Source organism: Pluralibacter gergoviae ATCC 33028 = NBRC 105706, from assembly GCF_001598855.1.
GTDB classification, from domain to species: domain Bacteria; phylum Pseudomonadota; class Gammaproteobacteria; order Enterobacterales; family Enterobacteriaceae; genus Pluralibacter; species Pluralibacter gergoviae.
Genome location: NZ_BCZS01000030.1, coordinates 1 through 23033 on the forward strand (window position 1 = coordinate 1; position 23033 = coordinate 23033).

Here is a 23033-nt window from a genome sequence, read left to right on the forward strand (position 1 = left end):
AGAAATCATCCGGATTATCAGATAGTTAGATTTCTAATGTGGTATACTCATCAAATTTAACCACTATTAAAATCAATAAGTTAACCACTTCACATCACTTAATATACCAACAATTCTGGCCGCGGCTTCAGCGTCCGCAGACCACTAGCCATGATTAAATAATGCATGAAAATCACAAGTTAATCAGGAGGCTAGTCGTCTGCAAGACGTCCAACAGACGTTAATATCAAGAAAAAAGATACTTGAAAGAGGCGTAGTCCCTATGCGAAAAAAAGCCCGCTTACACGGGCATTTTATATGCTTCAGCCTCTAGATCTTGCTTCAACATTTTTCTGGTAGATTGCAATCGCTTCATCAACCAGCGCTAAGGGATATAAGGTGTTTACAGCGATCCCTGATGGACATTTAATCTTTTCCACCCCTCTTTCACTGCGTAACTTTTCGCACCAATGCCAAAGCTCATCAACTGACATTACTTCAAGACTCAACTCCAGTAATCTCTGTGGAACGCTTCGAAATTGAGACAGATCTCTTAAGCTTTCTAATGCGTTGACTTTAAGCTCGACATCATTGACCCTGCTTTCTAGCTCCTCTCGTTTTGCAATTTCCATTACCAAAGCATTAACTGTCTGCTGAAGACTTGTGGCAAGAGCACCTATTTCAGACTGCTCCCTTTTCGCTGGAGGGGGGAATTGCCCAAATTCACGTATAGAAGGCAACACCTTATGAAACAACCATCGCTGGAATTTCTTGCCGGCAGAGGATGTATCCTGAGCTAAAACTCTGTACAGACCCGGTTCAGTTAAGAAAGCTTCACTCGCGGACTGGCCATTCTCGATCACAGGAATATTCTTGATCTCATCGGGATCTAAGGTTTGGATGACCGCTTTAATTACCGGTAGCATGCTTTTTGGCGACTTACCATCTATCTTTCTGTTTTCAATGGAAAGAGTCTTTAAGACATCGGCCAAAGAAACGTAAAACTGACCTTTCTCATTGATACTTCTTATGTAGCTTTCGCCACCTTCACCTTCATAGCAAAGCTCCAACAGATTCACATTCATCAGGATCCCCCTTTTTTCCCAAGATTATACCGCGGAAGCTAGCGCTGTCATGGGGTGTCGGGGGTCGGAGGTTCAAATCCTCTCGTGCCGACCAACTTATTATGAGAAACCAGCCACTTACGGCTGGTTTTTTTATGGGTAAAATTTGATGGGGTGAAACTGGGGAGAAATCGGGGTAAAACCACCGTCTAACGTGCCTATCTCACGATGGGCAGATCCTGCCATCGCGTGGTATAACGAGGTGAGAGCATCTCCCTTTTCATTTGCCATTGCTGCTGAATACCCTGCCCCGCAAAATAGAGTGTTCCGCGTCCATCCTTCGCGTTTAGTGCGTCCAGTACTTCCATCAGCTTCTCACTACCTGCGCGAGGTGCGTTGTCGTCGAACAGGTTGAGCTGGGCAACGCTTTTACTAAAAAAATCTCCCAGCATCACTCCGGCTTTCTGGTATTTCCGGCCCTCCAACCAAACAGCATCAAGACAGCGCGTAGCCGCACCGATAATGTCACGCGTGTCACAGGTTGGTGTGAGCAATTTTACAGATGCACTATTTCCATAATATGGCGCTCTGGTATCGAATGGGCTGGTTTTTATAAACGCTGAGACAAATCTGCAATGCTGATGCTCACCCCGCAATTTCTCAGCAGCACGGAACGCATGGCTGCAGATTGCCTGGCGCATGTCATCATAGCCGCTGACGCGTTCACCAAACGATCTACTGCTAATGATTTCTTGTTTAGTAGGAGCGAACTCTTCAAGCTCAAGACAGGGTTCTCCATTTAACTCGCGAACAGTTCGCTCTAACACTACGTTGAAATGTTTCCTGATAACCCATGCCGGAGTGTCTGCGAGTTGCAGAACTGTATTGATGCCCATCGCCTGCAGTTTTTTTGTCAGCCGGCGACCAACTCCCCAAACTTCATCGACGGAGTAATACGCCATTAATTTCCGCTGCCGATCGACATTAGACAGATCTACGACCCCACCGGTTTGGCCTTGCCATTTTTTCGCCGCATGGTTCGCTAATTTCGCCAGCGTCTTGGTCTGCGCAATACCAACGCCAACGGTGAGATGCGTCCTCTGCAAAACAGTTGCGCGGATTTCCCGACCAAAATCCGTTAAATCTCGGCAGTTCCGCACGCCTGTAAGATCACAAAACGCTTCATCTATCGAGTAAATTTCTACCCGCGGGCTCATCTCCTCCAGAGTAGTCATGACCCGGTTCGACATGTCGGCATAAAGTTCATAATTGCTGCTGAATGCGATAATTCCGTGCCGTCTAAACTGCTCCCGTTGTTTGAAAAATGGCTCCCCCATCGTCACAAATTTTTTGGCTTCAGCTGATCTGGCGATCACGCAGCCGTCGTTATTACTGAGAACGACGACAGGGCGACCTCTTAGGTCAGGACGAAAGACAGTTTCGCAGGAAGCATAAAACGAGTTGACGTCAACGAGCGCAAACACGTTAGCCTGCCGATTTAACGATGAATGTAACGACGCCGAAAATCTCCAGACTGTCCTCAGATCCAATCTTAATAGGCTGGTATGCTGGATTTTCAGGCACCAGCATGACGACAGGATGTAGCTGTAGCCGTTTGACAGTAAATTCTCCATCTACGGCAGCGATGACTATATCTCCATGCTCAGCTGATTTGGCGCTATCAACCACCAGCAGGTCTCCTTCCCCAATCCCTGCGTCCCGCATCGAATCGCCCGCGGCCTTTACAAAGTAGGTTGCGCTGGGGTGTCTTATCATCAGCTCATTGAGATCAAGGCGTTGCTCGACGTAGTCCTGCGCCGGAGATGGGAATCCACACGGCACAAAATCGGAAAAAAGAGGGAGCGTGACAACTTCACGCAAATCTGCTGGTTTAATGAACTGCATATCAATCACCGCATAAACACTGAATGCATATACAGTAGTTTTATTGTTTTCAAAGATCAATATCCCTTCCCTGGTAAGGCCATTTATCATCCTCAACCTACTACCAGACTTTGATTTTTTTCCTTTGTAAATTTCTAAATTTTGAGGGCGGATCTCTTTGACAAGTAGCACCACGGGGGCTAATATTAATTACATGAGGTAGCGGAAAGGCCGCAGCCCAAGCCCGAAAGGATGAACAAATGAGCAACGAAATGACCCAGGCAGAATTAGCGAAAGTTAACGCAGAAATTGCAAAGCTGATTGCCGAGACCTCAAAACTCAATAGGGAATCAGCCTGGTATCCGATAGTTGTGGCATCCGGCCTTATCGGCGCGGTCGCTACCATCACAACGGTACTGCTCAAATTCATTTAACAGGAAGCCCCGGAAGGGGCTTTTTGACAGGTACTCTATGCGACTCATCAATGATTACACTCCCCCGTCACCGGAAGATTTGGAAAAACTGAAGGAACGGCTGGGCTTTACAGGAAACCAAATGGCGGATTTGGCTGGCGTGGCCAGTAACAGTCAGTGGAGAAAATATACCGGTGGCGCGGAACCACGAGCTATGTCACCGCACATTCTGTTTTTCATGGCTGCGCAGTTGGCACTCGATGACAGCGAATTGACTCGTGTGCTGGCTAAAATGAAAGAATTAGGTGCATCGCTATAAGTTGCGCTTTTCAAGCTCTTCTACTCGCCGGGCCAACACCTGAATAGCGGAGATTGCGTCCATCAGCAGTACGTTGTTGTCAAGCGTCAGGCGCGAAGTAGTTTTCACATTCTCGGCAGGGGTTTCCGGGCCGCTGCCAGTCGTCATAATGACCTCTTTCACATACTGTGGATCAATCTCCTGCACCTGCTGCGCTATGACGCCGCGTCGCAACCGCTCCTGCTCATCGTCGTTATATATGAAAGTAACAAGCTCCATTTGGCATATGTTGTCCAATGATTGTTGGCCATCCGTTGGTTGTATATCGCGCTTATAATTTTTATCAGATGTGCCGGACCACTGTACTTGTCCCCGACTTCCTTGTATCTGTCCATCTCCACCCATGAACTGGAAATATTGGACTTGAGCGCTATAGCCCTGCACAGCTAAAACGGCTTTGTGATTATAGCCGGTATATTCTTCAAACCACAAAGAGCATCCCGCTTGACCATTTCCGTCGGAACCCCTAGATACAAAACGGGAAGACAGGCTCGGAGCTCCTAATATCGAACCGTTACCACCTTGAGGGTCGTTTAAAGGCATTCCAACAAAGGCCGGGGTATTCATCGCTCGGATTGATTTTGATGTGTTGACGTTACCGCTGATCCACAGATCCCTGTCTATTGTAAAGTTGCTAGTGACGGTTAAAGTGTCTGCGTTATACGCAATGATACGGTGAGTGAAATCAGATGTAGAACTACCATAGTGAAAATCTATGAAAGGTGTAGTAAAAGATAATTCTATGGATTGTGCAGAAAGCTGACGGGCATTAATATCTGACTTTGTATTTATGCTCCCAGTTACAGTTAACTGTTTATTAAAAGTAGTGTCCTGGTCTGTACGAGCTGCATTCTGTATAACAGGATCAACCTGTGAAATTAACTTATTCCAGGATCGAATAGTTCCCTTCGTACCATCCGGCTTGGTTAGCGTTACATCTCCACTCCCAAAGAAAATACTTTGCTGATTTGCAAGGTCAGTGTAAGTTTGGTTAAAACATTTCTGAATACTTGTGGCTAACTCATCGCTAATTGTTGCCATAGCCTCTCCTGTTATTAAAAAGGGCCCCGCAGGGCCCTTATCACTCTCAATGCAATATTAAGATGACCATCCCCCGGAGCCTCGCGTCATGGTTGCGCTAGCCGAAATTATCTGGCAGCGTTCATCCACCCTGATCTCACAGGTAACATCTCGTTCATAGACGCCACTGAGCGTTGCCTGAATGGGTATATAGCGAGACGATGAATTCAAAACATTTGTCTCGATCCTCACTGTCATATGAGAAACCTCTATATTGTTTATCCAGATACCTATCTCGACGGTTCCTCCGCCATTCCATCTAAACAACAGGCCGTTTACTGTATATGTCTTTCCCTGCGATGAGTCGCCTGAATCATGATGTACTATGCGGGAGACGCCGTTATCTCTGTTATCAAAGGTAAAATCCGGGAAGCGTCCGGAGTTCGATATATCACCAATAAAGTTCCTGGCCTCAACAGTCCCGGAAAACTTTCCGTCTCTGGCATTTATTGTTCCGTTAAATACTCCATCATTAGCATATACAGTCCCTCTGTAAACACCTCCGCTAAACTCTGACCATCCTCCTTTATTTATACGCCAGCCTTGTTGACCCGATATGTAATTTGTTGATTGAATTGAGTCAGATATTTTCGCAAAGTCAATACTCGCATCTTTAATCATCGCGCTGCGCAAATATGCGTTTGCACCCTCAACGGCAAATGCCATTACGGCATTGCCTCCCGCGCCTGGTGTGTATACCCCAAACATATCAGCGGACACCAGAAACTGACTCTGGCCACTACCGTTAATGCCCAGCTGAATGCCGGCGACCACTGGCGTACCACCGTTCCCCGTTGCTACTTTAACGCCCCACTGCGCCCCAAGCTTGCCGTTGATATCAGCAACCGTTGATGCCGTCTGCTGTACCGTCGCCGACATGTCGCCATATTTCGAGTTCAGCGTATTGACCTGCTCTGCCGTGGATTTCTCCAGATCCGTGACCGTTTTATTGGTCTGCGTGATGGAGGCGCTGTTATCGCCGATCATGCTGCGCATCTGGTTAAACCCGTTGGCCATCGCCAGCCCATTCTGAGCTACGGTTTCATTCAATCCGGTGATTGACGACTCGGCATCGTTGACGCGCGATGTCAGTTTCGTCAGCGCGGTTGAGTTGGCCGTTACCTGGCCATCAATACTTGTGACCTTCGTCGACAGACTGGTCAGCGCCGAAGAAGCTGCGTCAGCAGTTTTCTGCGCGCCGGCGGCATCTGTTACGTCTGTTATTACCAGCTCATCAATGAACAGGTTATAGCCCGCGCCACCGCTGGTTCCGCGCGTAGAGATCCACAGTACACCACGCGTTTTTCCACCGCCCAGCGCTGCGGTCCCAGAGAATTTAACCCATTTATCACGGCCACCGAGTCGGACCTCAGAAACAACTGCTGCCTCAACCCACTGATTTGCCCCGTTTGTATCCTGCACATGAATACCGACCACAGTGACCCATCCCGACGGCGGCGACTCACTCGCAGGCATCATTGCGTAGAACTCGATGCGGAAAACCCCCTGGTCGCGAACGGTAGTGCGGGTTCCAAACGTTTTATCGCTGTTGCCTTTGTCGCCGCCATCACGACGAACTCGCAAGCATTGGCCACCCGAATATCTATACGCCTTGGTCACCATCGCCGTGGCGCCGCTGAACGTTGTTCCCTCAGCGTAAGACTCAAAGGAGCCGTCGACCCACAGATTGCCGTTTGCCTGGTTAACAGTGTTCAGGGAGTTAGACAGACTGGTTACCGCGCTACTTTGCGACGTGATGTCGTTACCCAACTTGGTGACGCTGGATTGCAGAGAGGAAATCGCCCCGGCGTTGGCCTGGATGTTCTTCTCGTCAGTGACATCGAGCACGTAGAAGTCGTCGAAATACATCGCTCCGTCGGACAGGTACGCCGTTATTTGTATATCAACGACATCATCAGCTGGGGATGTCCAGTCAAAGGAGATATTTTGCCATGTCCGCGTAAAGCCGCCGTAATTAAACCCTCCGATTAATCCAGACGCGTTAGCGACCCGGAATTTGGTATTCGACGCATTGGCAATCGTCGTGCCGGCATCCTGTTTCGCATATGCGCCTATCCGGTAAATCCTCCCCTTGCTGACCGGAAACTTCTGGCCGATGCCGGCCGCAGCGCCAGGAGAGAATTTGACGCACTTACTGCCAAAATTCCCGCCTGTCACAATGGATGCCTTTTCGTGCCACGTTGTGTAGCCGCCCTTATCACGCTCAAATGAAGCATTGGCAACCATGTTGCCCGGGATATTCCCGTCAGCATCGACGCTGGCATCGGAGCTGCTCAGGGAGTTTTGCAGACTGGTCAGGCTCTGGCTCTGGGATGAAATCTGCCCTTCTGCTGATGACACGCGCGTCGTCAGGCTGGTGATTGCTGATGCATTAGCCTCGGCCTGGCGAACGGCACCTGTCGAGCCACCCAGCCCCTGCATAATACCGTTCACAAACTCGACTGATGTCGAAATGACTGCGCTGCCATTCCCACCTGCTGGTGCGATTAGCTCGATGGCACTGCCGGCACTACCATTCTTCTGACCCAGCAGGATATACGCGCCGCGGTACGGCAGAGCGTTAATGACGTCCGGCGTACCTCCCAGGAGTCTGATCCCATCAATAATTGACGCTCTGTTACCGCTGGGCTCATCGAACGTAACTACGCATGCATAAACACCATTAGCAAGCGCTGCGATGGCATCGTTCAGCGCTTTACCATTGGCTACACTGCTGAACACATCATACGTTCTGGATGTGTCAATTGACGTGGACCCGTCTCCATTTTTCCTGAACGTAATCAGCGCATAGCTTCTGGTTTGCAAAAATAATCGGGCGCCTGATTCGCTGAAAATCCCCGGAGCGCCGGCCCCACCCATTCCGAGGGAGCAGACGGTAAACACCGTCCGGCGATTCAGTGAGGATGAGAGAGCTGTGACGCTCTGCGACTGGCTCGTTATCGCACCCTCAGCGGCTGTAACGCGCGTGGTAAGGCTATTGATTGCGGCCGCGTTTGCCGTTGTTCCTGCTGTTCTGCGGGTGACCACAGGGTTGTAAAGCGAAACGGTCACCGTTGTGTGCCCGTTCGTTTGCAGGAACGCCGTCGTACACCCCGCCGGGACCACTATTCCGGGTTTCTCAAACCGGTATTTTTCACCGGCAGTGAAGGCGTGGTCGCCGGTATAAGCGGTGACGTTGCTGACGCTGGGACCATCGAAGCGCACCCCTACAGCCAGGCTGACAGCTGCGCTAACCTGGATGCTGACGGCCAGATCGAGAATATCCCCGGCGGTTACCTGGAATTTCCCGGATGACGGTTGCCAGCCTGCAGTAGAATTTAGCGCCGGATAACCATCAATCGTCGATACGCTACCCTGCTTTAACCAGCCCTGCCCGTCATTCAGCATGTTCGGGTTAGGCACCAGGTTCTCGCCGGCGGTGATGCTGTTGCTCAGCGACGTGATGCTCTCACCCTGCGATGCCAGTTTACCTTCAGCGTTCGATACCCGGGTTGTCAGCGAGTTCAGAGCAGAGGCGTCAGCCTTGTTGCCCAGCGTCTTATTGACGTCGCCCAAGCTGTTGTTCAACTGAGTGATTGACTGGCCCTGGGACGTAATGCTGCCTTCCGCGGCCTCAACCCGCGAGTTCAGTACCTGCGAAGCGCTGGCGGCAGCGAGCTGACCAGCGCCGGAGAACATCTGGTCAACGTTGTCAGAGAGCTTCAGGCCCAGCCGGAAATATGCGTTTCCTGACCACTGCTGGGTCACTACCTCGATAGTGTTCCAGCCTTTTTTAAACGACAGCGTGACCGTATCCTGTGTCGAGCTTAGTTTCGCCACGCTGATGCTGTTGATGTAGATCTGACCCGTATCATCCATGACTCGCGAGCCGGGCTTGCAGATCACCTCTTTATCGGCACTGACGTAAACCAGGGCCTTGAAATAGGCGAACACGTTCGAGCCTGCGGACGTAAAATCCAGGCTGGCGGCATCGGCCACCTCGGAAATCGACGCCGGCTGCACGCCGGCCAGATCTGAAAGCGACGGGATATAGGTCGAGCTGGGCGCCCGGATGTAGAACAGCTGCTGTACCCAGTAGTTCTTTTTCCCGTTTGTGGCGCTGTTCTGCAACTCAGTTATGGCGCTGCCCTGAGTTGACAGCGCGTTACCCTGCTGCGTAACTGTGGTCTGAAGCTGCTGCAGGGCGCTTGCATCGGCCTTTTTGGCAAGATCTCCCTGCACAGACGACACGTCGCCGCGCAACTGCGTAATTGCCTGACTGGCCGTTTCGATCTTACCTTCAGCTGCGTCAACCCTGGTAGTCAGTCCTTGCAGCGCCGTTGCGCTGGCGTTATCTGCCGGCGCCTCGCTCCACTCTGTAGGAACCGTGCCTATTTCCATTTTCGGCGATGAGATGAACACCTCACGTGCCACGCTTACTTTGTAGACCCGCCCAAAAATAACCTTAGTGCCGCCAGTCTGCCCGGGTTTACGCTTCCATTTAACCCAGTAACGAACCCAGTCCAGCGACAGCGTAAGGTCGGTCTTACCGTCTGTACCAGACTCACTGACAGTGACTACACCCTGACTGTTTTCACTTCGAATGGTTGCGTTCGGACTGTAAAGAAAGCAGCTGATCGGAGTTTTATCGGTACTTGCCTTCGCATAGAACGATATGACGCAATCCTCTGCATCAAACGGAGCGGGCAGATCGAAGTTGAAATCGGTATAGCTACCGGCCGCGTTACCCGCGATGGCCAGCCGCTTTATCGCGTTCCCCTTATAAAGCTGGCCAGAAACGACATCCCCAAAGCCGGCGAGCGCTCCGGAATTCGGGATGAGGTTGGTCCCACCCACGCGCATGTTATTCAGCGTGCTGGTCAGCCCGGTAATCGCCTGGCTATTCGAGCTGACTCGCCCATCAATCGCTGTAACGCTGGTTTTCAGGTTCTGAATTGCAGAGCTGTTGGCCCCGATCTTACCGTTGGCGTCCTTGAGGCCTGAGTCCAGCTGCGTCAGTGAGTTGGCCTGTGCCTGATTTTCGCTGGTCAACGTATCGAGCCGCTGAGTCACCGATGCTTTGTTCGCATTGTAATCAGTGCGCAGAGTATTCACATCCGACGCTATCGCCTGCTCCGCGGTCACGCGCGCCTTGCGCTCGTTGTACAGCAGGCCACTGACCAGCTTGTTCGGATCGGTGCCGGTTTCATTTCCGCGCAGCTGGACCGCCAGCGTGTTGCGTGCAGCGGCCTCGGCTGCATCGGCTGAAGTCATCGCCGATCGCAAGTCCTGGATCTGCGCCTGACTCGCGCCTGGCGTTGGTCGCCCTATAGCTACCCAGTCAATTTCGACATAGTTGCTGTCGTCGGTGCTGGTCGTCATGTCGAGGCGGATCTGATAGATGGTACCTGCATCTGCCCAGGGGATATCCTGAACCGAAAGCATGGCCACGCCGTTCAAATACTCCGGCTCAGCAAAATAGAAGGCTTTCGTGTTATTAAAAGCCTCACCACTTTTCGATATCCAGCGGACGGTGCCCTCCCAGGCAGGTGTCCCGACTTTGCGGATACGCATTTTGAGATAGCGATAAGAGTCACTGCTTACGCGTAAATCAACAGGGGATCGCAGGTATGAGTCAAACCCATTACCGCTTCTGATCCAGCCATCAGTCAGGACGATACCGTTGTTACCAGTCCACCCCTCGGTGGTCTTGTTATCGAAGTAGAAGATTTTCAAGCTGTCGAACTGCTCGCCGGTGCCTGCGGAAACAGACGCGATCTGCTGCGCCAGGCTGTCAAACCCGTCCTGCATCGTTGTGTTGGTGCTGGAGATCTGCGACTCGACATCATTTTTTGCAGAGAGTAGGTTATCCGCGGCTTCTTTAGCGCGAGCAGCATCATCGGTCTCGGCCTTCCTGACTGCAGCCGCAACATCGTCAGCCGATTTTTTCGCGTTGGCGAGATCGCCGGCGGCGCGGTCGCGCACCTCTTTAGCAAGGTTGTCGGCATTGGCTTTACCTTGCTGGGCCGCCTGGGTGATGTCAGATGCATTTTTGGCTACATCATTAGACATCCCATCAACTGAGCGCTGTGCCGCATCGGCAGCATCCTGTGCATGCTGCGCTGCATCAGTGCTGTCTTTGATACCGTCGTTCAGCTCTCCCCAGGTGTCGGTATCGCGGATCGCATCATCGAGGTTGCGGTAGTAGTCATCCATGTTGTCGCTGGCCATGCCGAAGACCCAGCCTGTCCAGGGTGATTTATTCCCGAGTCGGTCGACCAGGCGGGCGCGATACCAGAACTGCTGGGCGAACTGCAGGCCCATCTGCTGGTAGCGATTCCCCGGGTAGGCAACGTCAGTCAGCGGCAGCGCGCCGGCGCCGTTCTGATCCTTGCTGTACTGTACTTCGGTACGCTGAGTGTCTCCAGAGTTAGCCGGGAACCCCCAAGAGATTTCAATGCCGGCCGTGAGCGAGGAGGTGGCCAGCCCCACCGGTGCCAGCGGTTCGCCGATTTTTCCTGTCAGCGTCTTCTCTTCAGAGTACGCCCATCCGCTGGACACTTCTGCAGCGTTGATTGCCCGGACGCGCACCAGATAGCGACCGGCATAAATACCGCTGACATCAAAGGAGGTGGTAGAACTGCGCGGAACGTTGACCCAGTTACCGTCGTTACGGCGCCACTGAGCCTCATACGAGATGGCATTTTTAACGGCAGCCCAACTGGCTTGCATGGTTTCAACGCTGATGCCCTGGTTCACTACTGAATATGACGTGATGGACACGCCCTCCGGCGCAGCCTGATGTCCCGGTGGAACTACGCTCACTGGACGCTCGTCAATGATGGCGCCGGTGTCGATACGGGAGAACTTATCCGGATCGTGGGCAGCTCCAGATACAGTAAATGTGCCATCGCTGTTATCGGACACGCTTACCACACGATACTGCTGCAGATACAGCTCATCCCACTCAATAGCCCACACGGACTCCGTCTGAGGGGCTTCGCTGAATGGGGTGGTGATGGTGACCTGGCGGGCGCCGTTAACGGACTGAATAGTCCTGCTCTGGGAGGTTCCTGACGGCAGGTTAACCTGCAGGCGCGCACCGGGTTTGGCATCAACGCTGCGGTCAAAGGTAATGACTCGTCCGCTGACAGCGCTAATGCGACCGCCGTTGGAACGACCTGCCAACATTTCATCTGCTACGGCGATAATGTAACCCGGCTGCGGGATATTACCATCGAGGCCAACGCCAAACGTAACGACACGGTCTTTATTATTGGTAAGGATACCCCAGCGGCCCTTCCTGTTCGCCTCCGACTGACGGGTACATCCGATGGCCGTCATTTCCAGCTGATTGAAGCCATAGCGCGCTACCAGTGGCTGCTCGAAAACAGGCTCCATGGCGTCAGAATAGGCGTTGGCCGGGTCTGACCATGACACCAGTGCAGTGGTGTAACGCGTTTTTGCGGAACTGCTGGAGTAAGTAAACTTACCGTCAATCACATTTGCCCGGGTATACGTGTAATCCACATCGCGAGGCATATCAGCCAGGGCAACAATCTGGTCACCTCCCCAGTAGACCATACCCCGAAAAATGGCCGCGAAGTCACGCAGGACGGTATAGGCGTCATTGCGATCCTGCACGTAAACGTTACAGGTATAACGAGGCTCTACACCATCGCCTCCCTTTCCATCCGGGACCAGTTGGTCGCAATACTGAGCCACCTCGTAGAGCGTCCACTTGCTGATGTTTTCAGCGGTCAGGCGGTTACCCAGGCCAAATCGACCGCTCACCACCAGGTCATAAAAAATCCAGGCTGGGTTATCGGTCCACGCCCACTTGAATGCACCGGTCCAGACGCCAGAATATTCCCGGGTCTCAGGGTTATAGGTATCCGGCACCCGGATTACGCGCATTCTAGGCTCACAGGCAATCTGCGGAATAGAGCCATTAAACTGACTGGAATCAAATTCGATATACAGCAATGCGGTGTTCGGGTAGCGTAATTTTGCGTCGATGACCTCTGTGTAGCTTTCCAGAGTCATTTTATCGCCGATTTTAGCGCTATTAGCATCAGCAGTAATTTTGCGCAGACGTACAGTCCAGGTACTTCCCGCCTGAGGGAGTTCAATACGATGGCTACGCTCATAGCCCGACGTCGTTTTCCCGGTTGCGGCCGTATCAACCACCGTCTGCCAACTGCCACCATCAGTTTGCAGATCGATGGCATATTTCACCGTATTACCGACCAGATCCCCATCGTCTTCCTGAGTGAACAGTGACGGCCATTTCAGGCGCAGACGGATCGCAGACATCTGAGCATTCGTGAAGGTGTGAGTCCAAGCCGTAGCGCTCTTTATCTCAGTGCCCACACTAATCTCATTCTCAGAACCCGGAATACCCTGGATATAATTCTGCGCCTGAGTGCCTGGACGGAATTCCCATGCCACGCCGCTGAAATTCTGGGAGCCGTCGACATTCTCCAGCGGAGTGCCATCCAGATAAATATCCTTTGCCGTCAGGCCACCAGCGAACTCCCCTTCACCCAGCGCCAACAGAATTTTAGCCTTTGCGACAGACTGAAGATCATCAGGCTGCTCAGTGGGTGTGCGAGCCTTTGAACTGCCGCCTTTGCGGCCTTTAATTTCGGTTGCAGTTGACATATTACGCCCATAAAAAAACCGCACATGGCGGCCACTGGTTAAATATCAGGATGTTGTTACTTGATAATCGGGGTTATTTTATGTGTTGCTTTTTACAAGAATGAGGCAACAACCATCCAATGGAAGAAAGAAAACCAATAACCATAAAAATATTGTTTATGTCGCAGGAGGGTGAAACTTCATCAGAGATGACAGAACAACATACTATCCCTGTGATACCGATAAAAGTCTGGCCTAGCTATCCGCATAATCTTTTAGAATATAATCCATCCCAGCCGGGAGTGGAGGCATACGCCTTGCTGGATACTGGTGCCGATATATGCTATGTAGATTCAACTTTCGCAGTAGACGTAGGTCTTCCTGCCGTTAGAAATACGGAAGTTTCCGGTGCCACTTCGACAATTAAAACAACTGTAATGAACTCTACCATTGAATTTAGCAGAGTTGATGAAAGATTTGGGGTTGAGCTATCATCTATCCCTCTTAGGGATAACGGGCGTGTTTATCACATAGTGTTTGGCATGAGTCTCATAAAAATGGGAATTCTAACGCTCGACTTTAAAAATAAGATCTACACACTAACTTTTAGAAACTAACCCACCAGCCATATCATGATAAGACGAGGTATTTCCAGATAAGGACGAAAGCGGACTGGAAAAGGACGCATTAGCTGTGTTATCGGAACCACCTACTAGCTGCCGCGTATCCTCCACCAGGGGGTGCCCGCCTTCAAGATAATCCAACCTAGCAATCAGATTGAGAATAGTACACTCAAGGATTTTAACTTTATTTTCAATATTCATACCATCCTCCCATTTTTATCCTACTGTTTATCTTCAACATAGATGCCTGCTGATATAATTGCACCACCTATGCGCCGCCGCCCATATCCCAGCGGTACAGGATTACCCTGGGCAGTGGTGTTAGTCACACTACCAAAAGCATAGGATGCTTTGTTTTCACTATCCTGTTTACTGGCAAGCCCTTTGGGCTGGGGAGAAAGCATCTGGACTATACCGCCAAGTGCCATTGACGCTCCAACTGCTGCAGCCATCCCCCAGCCACCTGCAAAAGCAGTTCCCCCAGCAAAGCCGAGAGCCATTCCTCCGGAAGCAAAGGCAGCTACACTTATCAAAGCGGCACCAAGAATAGTCTGAAAAAGCCCTGCCTTTTTACTGCCTATAATCACAGGTACTATGCGAATCACTTCCCCCGTAATTGGCAATCCAAGCTCATCTTCACCGATATTTTGCCGCCCCTGAAACACGGCGTAGGTCAGGCCACGCGCCTGACTGGAGATCATAAACCTTTCAAAACCGGGGAGCGTTTTTGCCAGTGCCTGCGCGGCCTCTCCCGTCTTGCCAATCAGACGCCGGTGCGTTTTGCCAAACTTCTTTCCCAGCGTGCTGCCCAGCTCAATGCTGACCATAATTTCCTTCATCGTTCAGTCTCCTTTAACAGTTTGATATGCCGGACGATTTTCATCGTCCGCTCCTGCCAGTAGCCGCCATAAGGCACTCTCTGGCTGAGGTGGCCGTACAGGTGGTGGAGCAGCATGTTGCCCTCCAGCAGGATCCCGGCATGGTTCCACTTATTAGCCTGCACCTGCATGATGGCCATATCGCCTGGTTGCAGAGGGCCAGATAACTCCCGGAATCCGCACTCGTACCAGTGGTCCCGGTATAAATTCTCAGGGTAGCCATCTTCCCACCAGGGATAGTCCAGGCGCAGATCGGGGATCTCAATGCTGTGCGTCTGACGGAAATAACTCATGATGAGCCCGTAGCAGTCTGTATGGCCCAGCACAAACGGGCGCTCCAGCAGCGGCAGCTCTCCCCGGGGTTGAATGGTCCGGAGATCTCCCTCCGGCCAGCTGACAATATGCCACGGCAGCAGAGTCGCATCGCACTGCGCCTTATCCAGCTCGCTCGGTTGCGTTGTTGCGTCCGGGTGACTGTGGACAATGGCAATAACCGTGCCCCAGTCCTCGGCGGCGGCGTAATCCTCCGGCGACAGGTGGAAATGCTCCTCCGGAGCCACAGCCAGATTCCGGCACGGGAAATAACGCTCAACCCGGCTTTTCTGACAGACTATCCCGCAGCACTCCCGCGGGTACTCTACCGCCGCATGCGACATAATGGCATCAATCGTTTTCTGTCGCATGTCAGCTCCTGATTAGCGAGGTTCCAGGGAAACCACCAAACGGCAGCTCGTTATTTTCCCCGAACCGCAACTTGCAGGCCCGTAGCGTGCCATTGCAGACGTCCAGTGACGGATCATCGACCGGGTTGTTATTTTTGTCGAAATAGCGGCTACCAGCGTAATCGCAGCCATCACCGGAGCGATACTGGTTGCGGATGCACCAGGTGCAGAGCGAGTGAAGCTGGCGCGTCGGGATCATCAGCCCCTGCAGATCCATAGGACTTGAGAGAGTGAACTCCACGACTTCATTTGTTTCACTGTCTTTCGCGTCAATATAAAAGACCTTCAGCTTCTCCTGCGTAGGATCTGCTGTTGGGTTTCCTGCCGGGAAATTGCTGGCGTCCAGATACTGCGCCAGCGTGTCGTGGATGCTAACCTTCGCCTGCAGTAAATCGTCATAGGCCAGGCACAGCGCAGTAATAGAGCTATCGAGGTTAGCGACCGATAGCTTTGGCTGCGCGCTGCTGCCGCTGGTTGATGCCTCTATGCCCTCTGTCTGACACGGCCACGCGGAATACTCCTGCCCCTGCCACCAGATCGACTTAGCCGGGAGCTTAGCCTCATCGCCACCCGCAGCGCTGATTTCCTCCGGCGTATGGGCGATATTATGCGAATGAAAACGCAGAACATCGTCAACGCCAAACGCTGTGCCGTCGACCTCATACAGCCGGATTTCATTTCCCGGTTCCAGTTTTTGATAGTCACTATTCAAGCTCATGGTGCAAACGCCTGTTCAAAAGTTGCGGAAATATTGATGATTTTTTTATTCAATGGAGTTTTCTGTAATGTATTGGCACCCACGCGCCATAACGCCAGTTCGCCAAAGGGGGGCTGAAACGAAAATGACTTTGTTTTGTGCCTCCGCAGGAAAGCATAAATATCTAACGCTGTTTGCGGATCGCCAGAAAATGAAAATTCGTAGCTCAGAGCCTCTTCATTTATTCCATTACCGGAAACCTGAGAATAACCATCGCCAAACTGAACTTTTCGGATGTTATCAGTGCTTTTAGTTGCCGACTGGCTGGCGGCCTGAATACGCCACGCGAACGTCTCTATTGCCATAAATAACCTCTGGCGCCTCTATCTTGAGCCTTTGATTGCATTCCACAGAGGAGTACCGGGTCTTGATGCCTGCTCACTCACCACGCTGACGATTGCAGGTTTCAACTGCCTGATAATCGCCCCCTCGTCCACCCGCAAACCCTGTTCGCCATGGGTGTTGTTGCTTTGCGTGATAGAAATCCCGCCCATATTTACCGTCACTCCAGCAGCGGATGTGCTCGCAGGCACACCTCCGCCGACATATCCACCGGTAGCGTAACCCCTCATCATCCGGTAGAGGTTGCCGATCCCGATTCGACTGGTCGCCTCTTTGGTAAAAACAAATTCACCGCGGTGAACAACACCGGCAGGTTCATACTTACCACCGTGGCCGGTGAATCCGCCGCCGTCAAACCCCGACACATACCCGCCTTTCCAGTGCAGGGGTAATGCCCCGGCTGCAGAGTTATATGCGCCGGAGGGCGTACTTCCTCCACCCGACGCGCCCCCGGATACCCATCCCATGGCAGCCTGAACGGTGTAGGCGACAATCAACTGATTAATGACCTGCGCGATCATCTTCAGAATGGAGGACGTGAACTCTTTAAAACTGGCTTTTCCGGTTGTATTCAGCGCTGTCAGCTGGTTTGCCAGCCCGCCAAACGCTGCCTGAGAGACCTGTTGAACGGATGAGAATACGTTGGTGGCAGACTCCTGATATTCGGCCCACCCTTGCTTTGCGCCAGCGAGCCAGTTCGAGCGGAGGGCATCCTCGGCCTCATAGGTAGCCTGCTGTTCGGCAAGCACCTTCTGCTGAGCCTGAGGATTAAATGAATAGGTTTCTCTCAGGCGTTGCAGCGTTGCTTCCCGGGTGGCATCACGCCCTGATACACCATTAGCCTGAGCCTGTAACCCAGCACGCACGGCGCTCTGCTGCTGCGAAAACTTATTGGCCTGGTCGGTGAGGTCATTCAGCTTTTGCTGGCGAGCGATTTTATCTCCGAGATCCGCCAGCTGACGCTTATACTCCAGCGTCTCTACCTTGTGGGCGAGAAGCGATTTTTCCTGCGTAGAAAGCTTCCGGCGCCCTGCTGCCTCCTGTAGAACTGCATACTGATTTTCCGTCTGCCACAGTTCACGTCGCTGCTTGCTGATGACATCATTAACGCTGGTATGCTGCTGCAGGGTTTTAAGCTGTGCTTGCAGGGAAAGAAGCTCAGACTGCGCCCCCTCAGAAGCCTTGTCACCTGCAGAGGTGCGGACAACAGGCTTCTTATTCTTGTTTTCAAGGGCCTTTTTGTAACGTTCGTTCTCCCGTCCTACCGCAGCCTCACGGACATCCGCATCGGCATACTCCATTGCATTAATGCGCGCCAGTTCACGCTTGTGCCTGGAGGCTTCAGTCTCATTCAGTCGATTAAGTTCAGCGTTCTGCCGATTGCGCCGCTTCAGCCTTTCCTGTTCGTTCTGGTCGGCCTTATCCCGGGCATTCTTTAAATCATTCTGGAACTTCTCCTCTTCCAGTTCCGCGAGTTGGTCCCGATCCTCCTGGCTAACCGGAATATAAATCCGGCCAATCTGCTGCCCGGCATTCGCAATTTTCTGGCGCAGGGCGGCAATTTTTTCCTCAATGGTATCTTCGCGACCGATATCCAGCATCCGATCCCAGGACCATGCGGCAGCATTACCCAAAGCCCGCCATGCCGTTTCCAGCCAGCCCAGGTTGTTATGCACGTCTGTCAGACGCTCATTCATCGCATCCGCATAGGCTGACATCGCGATTTTTGCTGCATCCGCGCTGCGGCCCTGTTCACCGAGGACGCGTATTTGTTCCAGCTGCGCTGCCGTAAGGAAGTGGATAGCCTGATCCAGCTCCTGTGCGGCACTGACAGGGTCTTCCTGCAGTCGCTTAAACTGTCGGACAGTCTCATCCACCGCCTGGCCGACGGTCTCCTTCATGCGGGCGGCGGTTTTTGCCACCATATCGACAGCGCCACCGGAGAATGAACCGGATCCGACAACCTGAGCCAGTGCATCAGCCGCAGCATGCTGCGTTACGCCACTCCCGGAGATCGCCCGGGATAACTGCTGAAGTTGCGCCGCATTTTTACCTGCATAATTCCCGGTAAGAATGAGCTGCTTGTTGAACTCCTCGGCCTCCTTGCCGCCGTCATACCAGGCCTTTCCCAGCAAAATGACGGATGCAGCGATACCCCCGACCACTCCGGCAATGCCCAGTCCGCGCAGAGTCATCAGTTGGTCAATCCACCCCGCCCGGTTAGCCAGCGTGATTCCTGATCCGCGCAGCGCGCCAAAGTTACCGCGTAATAGTTCTCCGGCCAATATGCCAAGCTCGCGACGGGCACCGGCACTATCAATCCCCAGGCCGTGCGTGGCTTCTTTCGCCGCTTCCAGTTTGCGGATATAGACCTCAGCGGCATCGCCAGCACCTAACTGCGCCGCTTTCATCCTCAGAAGCTCTGCGTCAGACAGCTTTTGCTCAACAACCTGAGCCTTCAGCTGGCGCAGGAATTTTTCACGCGCCTGGCTCGCCTTCTCTTCAACCTGCTGCAGCTCTTTTTGCCGTGCCGTGGTGCGGGAAAGCAGAGAGAGATAATCGCCCTGGGTAATATTTCCCTGCGCGCGCGCCTGGCGGAGTCGCTCCTGAACGCTGGCAAGCGATCGGGTTTCACCGGAGAGCGAGCGAACACCATCAATCTGGCGAAAAAAAGACTCAGCCAGCGCATCCTGCCTGCGCGCCAGTGCCTCAGCCTGAGCCCCGTTCTCCTGATATTGCTGTCGTAATCCGGCAACGCGCTGATGCGTCTCCTCCACTGACCTAGCAACCTGCTGCAGTTCGGTGTTCAGCTGCGCTGAGGCAGTAGCCTGACGTTTTTGCATGTCAGATACAGCACTTGCGCCGGCATCACCCACGACCTTAAGTGCGTTTACCTGGGCGGCCTGCGCGTTCCGCATGCGCGCCTGCACCTTTTCTGTCTCACTCGCCAGACCGGTGAACTGGTTCCTGATCCTGGCAACCTGCTCACTGAATGAGGCGTTGTCGATATCAAGGTTAATAACCAGATCGCTAATCTGCTGGGCCATATCGTGTGCCTCCTGTAATGCCCTCTGCGGCCAGCATCATGGCGTCATCGTCCTGCACCTGCCCGACTGCCTCAGCAGTTGGCGACAGCAGACTGAAGTGTGCAGGGGTTATGTCCGGATCCCGGTAAAGAAAAGTGGAAATGGTGTAAAGCAGCCCGGAGAAATGTGCGTCGAGCTGCGCGTCCTGGAAATAACGCTCCCGATAAAAATGATGCCAGTCGCCCAGCTCGGAGGACGTCATGCCAGCCAGCATGGCGCGCCAGTCGGGTCGACCAAACTCGCGCGCCAGTTTCAGGACAAACTCACGCTCACTGGCTAAGGCTTTTCCGCGGTCACGGGCTCATCAACCGGTACAGTGTTATCAATACTCTCCGTCTCTATCACTTCATCTAAGACCGGTGGCAACATGCCGGACAGTAGCTGGATTTGCATTTGCGCCTTGCCAATGGCTTCCGGTGGCCACGAGCGGAGTACCTGTTGCTGCAGCTCTTCTTCTGAAGGCCCTGACGGATCGTTATGCCAAAGCGACAGCGCAATGAGCAGCGCGCCGGTGCGAATATCCATATTGATGAGTCGGGCATTGACCTCCTGCTCACTCAGCTCATCCACGTCAACGTTAAGGTCCTTCTCTTCACGAGCCAGGTATTCGAGATAGCTGATGCGCTGTAACGCAGACAGCTCGCTAATCTGCGTCCTGACGCCGTTGTGCTCAAACTCTTCTTTTTTGAGAAAATCCATCTGATTATCCTTACGCCGCCGTTACGGTAACTTTGCAGGTTGCGATAAAGCTGCCGTCATTGCTCATGACAACGACATCAACCGTACCTGCTGCCACGCCGGTGACAATGAGCGATTTTCCACTCACCACCACCGTCGCTTTCGAGCTATCAGAGGCCGCGGCCCGGAACGACTGGTCCGAGGCGCTTGCTGGCGTGACGCTGATATTGAGAGTCGTGGTGGCGCCGACGGCCACGCTTGCGGTAGCCTTATCCAGCTTGATACCGGTGACGGCGATAGCCGGGGAGTCGCTCTCTTCCGCCAACTCAGGCTTACCGGTGTTGGTAATTTTGGCTGTGCGGGTGATAACTTCCTTCGCAGGAACGGCTTTACCCAGACTGCTGCACCATCCTTTAAAAACGTCCACGGTGCCGTTGGGGTACTTGATTTTGTAAGCCTTCACGGTGCCATCAACAAACCAGGCTACCAGCGATTTTTGCCCGTCCTCACCGGGCTTCCATGCCAGCGTCAGCGACGTATCGCCTGCTGATTTTGCCCCCTGGGCCGTCGCCGTCCAGTCAGCATCATCGTCGTCCAGGTAGGTGTCGTCATACGACTCGGCCGTCATTTCGCCCGGTGTCAGCTCCTTAATCTTCGCCAGGCGCTGCCAGTCGGCATCGGACAACGGATTTGCATACGGGTTGCCCGTGCCGGTATACAGCCAGAGCGTTGTGCCGGCGCCCTTTACGGGAGCCATAGGATTCGGTGTAGGCATTTTGTCCTCACATTTCGTAATTAATTGAGTACTTCAGATCGGCTGAGCTCCACAGCGCCAGGCTGTCGTCCCGTTGATATTCATAGCCCTGCGGGACCATTACAGTAATAAGGTTGCTTAGTGCCGGAATATCCGATATTGCGGGGTAGATGCGTGTTTCCACCCACTTATCAAGTTCAGAGTCAGGAACCTGAGCAGGCAGAAATATTTCTATATGAAGCGTCGCCTGCCAGGTATCGCCGTCCAACTCCTCTCCGGTATATTCCGCATCAGATAAGTAAACTGCGATGGCCGGGAAATCCTCCTCCTCAATAACAGCAGGACGGCCATCGAAATAAATGACGCTATTCCCTACAGCGCCCTCCAGCGCATCGATAACAGCAGAGCGTATTTCGGTATGTTTCATCGCTTTAAATACAGCCTCAGTTGCTGCCGCAGCGCGGCAGTGAGTTGTTTCGGCATGTCTTCTTTCAGCATGCGCTGCTTCTCCTGTTCAAAAGCCGCTGTTAACGGTTCGACCAGGGGGACCTTCACAACATCGATGGGGTAACGACTTTTGCCATTGACTCGCCGCATTATTTGCCAGCGGCCGTTGGCTAATTGCTGCAGGAAGGCGTCTCTGAAAAGATATTTCCCGACCTTCAGGACGCTGCCCTTCTTCAAGAGCCTCCCTTTCTTCCTTGTTAGCCTGACCTGTACCGCCCCCAGTTTCTTGGCGGGCAGATTTCCGCGATTAACCCGGATCCTGCATTTTTTCCCGGAGGTCGACGCTTTGCTGAGCCTGACGCGCTGTCTGATGATCCGGACAGGTAATCCCTTGGCCCGGTTATCTCCTGCAACTGCCTCGCGGGCTACCACCCGGACAGCGCGCGATACTGCTGATGCCGCAACCCTGTTAATAGCCCAGACGCTGGCATTGGGAACCATATTGCGATCGAGGGTGTTCAGGTTATCGATCACCCGCTCCAGACCTTTGATACCCATAAAACCTCCTACCGGCGGCGGGCGCTGGCTGGCGGCTCGCCACGCCCGAGCCATACGTAGCAGGAGCCGCAGTCATCCGGGGTTATTCGATCCACCCAGAATGGTTCATTTGCGATCGTTATCGTGTCCATGCGTCGCAGATTTCTGATGCTGGACGTTTCAACGAATAAAGAGGGGCTGGCGCCCTCTATCCGCACGCCGCCGTCGGCATAACCAATATTCTCCGGATCGTCGAAGACACCCGTCACTACCATGCCAGCCAGCAAACCCGATTTAATATGCGCCTCAGCCCCCATCACTCTGCGGATAGTGCTATCTGCGCGGGAAATCGCCGCATCAAAAATATTGTCGAATTCAGCCACGGCACCTCCCGTTACAGGCGAAGGGCAAGCTTACGCGTAAACAGCTCCTGGGCGTCTGCCGGTGAAACCCGAACAACGACGCCAGGTTCAACCAGTGAAATCGGCTCATCTCGAAGTTCGTGCCAGGCTTCAACATGCAGAGAGAAAAGGGTCTTAATCCTGATCAGGCCGCCCTGAGCATCGTCTTTCGGCACTGAGCCGGTGGCCTGCGCGGTAGTTTCGCCACCAGCCTGTTCTTCATCACCAATTTCTTCCTCCAGCTCAGCAACGCGCATCGCCAGATCTTCCTTCGAGCCCGTCAGATTGACCTCACGACCCAGCTTTTCCGCCAGCGCTTTCAGTCTGGCGATCAGTTCGTCTTTGGACATAAAAATTTCCTCACAGAAATAAAAATGGCCCCGGAGG

At 53.0% G+C, this 23033-nt stretch carries 21 protein-coding genes; 3 read left to right on the forward strand and 18 right to left on the reverse strand.

What is annotated here, in order from left to right:
• Nucleotides 1–302: 302 nt before the first annotated feature.
• The 3 genes from ENGE1_RS21205 to ENGE1_RS21215 form a co-directional block, all read right to left on the reverse strand.
• The gene (locus ENGE1_RS21205) at nucleotides 303–1064 is read right to left on the reverse strand and encodes a BRO-N domain-containing protein (RefSeq protein WP_048272946.1); all 762 of its coding nucleotides are present in this window, start codon (nucleotides 1062–1064) and stop codon (nucleotides 303–305) included.
• Nucleotides 1065–1261: 197 nt separating this feature from the next.
• A complete protein-coding gene (locus tag ENGE1_RS21210) occupies nucleotides 1262–2527 on the reverse strand; it encodes a Y-family DNA polymerase (protein ID WP_048272945.1) in 1266 nt (421 codons plus the stop codon).
• Nucleotide 2528: 1 nt separating this feature from the next.
• Nucleotides 2529–2948, reverse strand: a complete 420-nt coding sequence (locus ENGE1_RS21215) for a translesion error-prone DNA polymerase V autoproteolytic subunit (protein WP_048272990.1) — start codon at nucleotides 2946–2948, stop codon at nucleotides 2529–2531.
• A gap of 239 nt (nucleotides 2949–3187) precedes the next feature.
• Here ENGE1_RS21215 and ENGE1_RS28595 point away from each other — a divergent pair, with 239 nt between their 5' ends.
• Together ENGE1_RS28595 and ENGE1_RS21220 are read left to right on the forward strand one after the other, a co-directional pair.
• Nucleotides 3188–3361 (forward strand): hypothetical protein, encoded by a 174-nt coding sequence (locus ENGE1_RS28595; protein ID WP_155409054.1) that lies wholly within the window; start codon nucleotides 3188–3190, stop codon nucleotides 3359–3361.
• Nucleotides 3362–3398: 37 nt separating this feature from the next.
• Nucleotides 3399–3659, forward strand: coding sequence for a hypothetical protein (locus ENGE1_RS21220; protein ID WP_048272944.1), 261 nt, complete (start codon nucleotides 3399–3401; stop codon nucleotides 3657–3659).
• On the opposite strand, the gene ENGE1_RS27235 is transcribed toward ENGE1_RS21220, so the two are convergent.
• The gene (locus ENGE1_RS27235) at nucleotides 3654–4739 is read right to left on the reverse strand and encodes a tail fiber domain-containing protein (protein ID WP_048272943.1); all 1086 of its coding nucleotides are present in this window, start codon (nucleotides 4737–4739) and stop codon (nucleotides 3654–3656) included. The genes ENGE1_RS21220 and ENGE1_RS27235 overlap by 6 nt on opposite strands.
• Nucleotides 4740–4796: 57 nt before the next feature.
• Nucleotides 4797–13442 (reverse strand): TipJ family phage tail tip protein, encoded by an 8646-nt coding sequence (gene gpJ, locus ENGE1_RS21230; protein WP_064360683.1) that lies wholly within the window; start codon nucleotides 13440–13442, stop codon nucleotides 4797–4799.
• Nucleotides 13443–13561: 119 nt separating this feature from the next.
• Here gpJ and ENGE1_RS28600 point away from each other — a divergent pair, with 119 nt between their 5' ends.
• Nucleotides 13562–14038 carry a pepsin/retropepsin-like aspartic protease family protein gene (locus ENGE1_RS28600; protein ID WP_151206567.1) on the forward strand — a complete coding sequence of 159 codons (477 nt, stop codon included), beginning with the start codon at nucleotides 13562–13564 and terminating at the stop codon, nucleotides 14036–14038.
• Here the strand turns inward: ENGE1_RS28600 and ENGE1_RS28605 are convergent.
• The 13 genes from ENGE1_RS28605 to gpFI all read right to left on the reverse strand — a co-directional run bounded on the left by ENGE1_RS28605 (nucleotide 14021) and on the right by gpFI (nucleotide 22996).
• The gene (locus ENGE1_RS28605; RefSeq protein WP_155409053.1) at nucleotides 14021–14245 is read right to left on the reverse strand and encodes a hypothetical protein; all 225 of its coding nucleotides are present in this window, start codon (nucleotides 14243–14245) and stop codon (nucleotides 14021–14023) included. The genes ENGE1_RS28600 and ENGE1_RS28605 overlap by 18 nt on opposite strands.
• A gap of 20 nt (nucleotides 14246–14265) precedes the next feature.
• Nucleotides 14266–14883, reverse strand: coding sequence for a tail assembly protein (locus ENGE1_RS21235; RefSeq protein ID WP_048272942.1), 618 nt, complete (start codon nucleotides 14881–14883; stop codon nucleotides 14266–14268).
• Nucleotides 14880–15605: a C40 family peptidase gene (locus ENGE1_RS21240; RefSeq protein WP_064360684.1), complete on the reverse strand. Its 726-nt coding sequence runs from the start codon at nucleotides 15603–15605 to the stop codon at nucleotides 14880–14882. The genes ENGE1_RS21235 and ENGE1_RS21240 overlap by 4 nt, the downstream gene beginning before the upstream one ends.
• 1 nt (nucleotide 15606) lies before the next feature.
• Nucleotides 15607–16362, reverse strand: coding sequence for a phage minor tail protein L (locus ENGE1_RS21245; protein WP_048272940.1), 756 nt, complete (start codon nucleotides 16360–16362; stop codon nucleotides 15607–15609).
• On the reverse strand, nucleotides 16359–16706 hold the full coding sequence (locus ENGE1_RS21250; RefSeq protein ID WP_048272939.1) for a phage tail protein: 348 nt from the start codon (nucleotides 16704–16706) through the stop codon (nucleotides 16359–16361). Before ENGE1_RS21250 ends, ENGE1_RS21245 begins: the two co-directional genes overlap by 4 nt.
• An 18-nt stretch (nucleotides 16707–16724) precedes the next feature.
• The gene (locus ENGE1_RS21255) at nucleotides 16725–19790 is read right to left on the reverse strand and encodes a phage tail tape measure protein (RefSeq protein ID WP_048272938.1); all 3066 of its coding nucleotides are present in this window, start codon (nucleotides 19788–19790) and stop codon (nucleotides 16725–16727) included.
• On the reverse strand, nucleotides 19774–20043 hold the full coding sequence (locus ENGE1_RS21260; protein ID WP_048272937.1) for a phage tail assembly protein T: 270 nt from the start codon (nucleotides 20041–20043) through the stop codon (nucleotides 19774–19776). Before ENGE1_RS21260 ends, ENGE1_RS21255 begins: the two co-directional genes overlap by 17 nt.
• A gap of 62 nt (nucleotides 20044–20105) precedes the next feature.
• Nucleotides 20106–20528 (reverse strand): phage tail assembly chaperone G, encoded by a 423-nt coding sequence (gene gpG / locus ENGE1_RS21265; protein WP_048272936.1) that lies wholly within the window; start codon nucleotides 20526–20528, stop codon nucleotides 20106–20108.
• A 10-nt stretch (nucleotides 20529–20538) separates the two neighbouring features.
• Nucleotides 20539–21282 carry a phage tail protein gene (locus tag ENGE1_RS21270; RefSeq protein ID WP_048272935.1) on the reverse strand — a complete coding sequence of 248 codons (744 nt, stop codon included), beginning with the start codon at nucleotides 21280–21282 and terminating at the stop codon, nucleotides 20539–20541.
• Between the two features lie 7 nt (nucleotides 21283–21289).
• On the reverse strand, nucleotides 21290–21688 hold the full coding sequence (locus ENGE1_RS21275) for a phage minor tail U family protein (protein WP_048272934.1): 399 nt from the start codon (nucleotides 21686–21688) through the stop codon (nucleotides 21290–21292).
• Entirely contained in the window at nucleotides 21685–22260 is a 576-nt protein-coding gene (locus tag ENGE1_RS21280) for a phage tail protein (RefSeq protein ID WP_048272988.1), read from the reverse strand. The genes ENGE1_RS21275 and ENGE1_RS21280 overlap by 4 nt, the downstream gene beginning before the upstream one ends.
• A 14-nt stretch (nucleotides 22261–22274) precedes the next feature.
• The gene (locus tag ENGE1_RS21285) at nucleotides 22275–22628 is read right to left on the reverse strand and encodes a head-tail joining protein (protein ID WP_048272933.1); all 354 of its coding nucleotides are present in this window, start codon (nucleotides 22626–22628) and stop codon (nucleotides 22275–22277) included.
• Nucleotides 22629–22639: 11 nt separating this feature from the next.
• Nucleotides 22640–22996, reverse strand: coding sequence for a DNA-packaging protein FI (gpFI, locus tag ENGE1_RS21290; RefSeq protein ID WP_048272932.1), 357 nt, complete (start codon nucleotides 22994–22996; stop codon nucleotides 22640–22642).
• Nucleotides 22997–23033 lie beyond the last annotated feature (37 nt).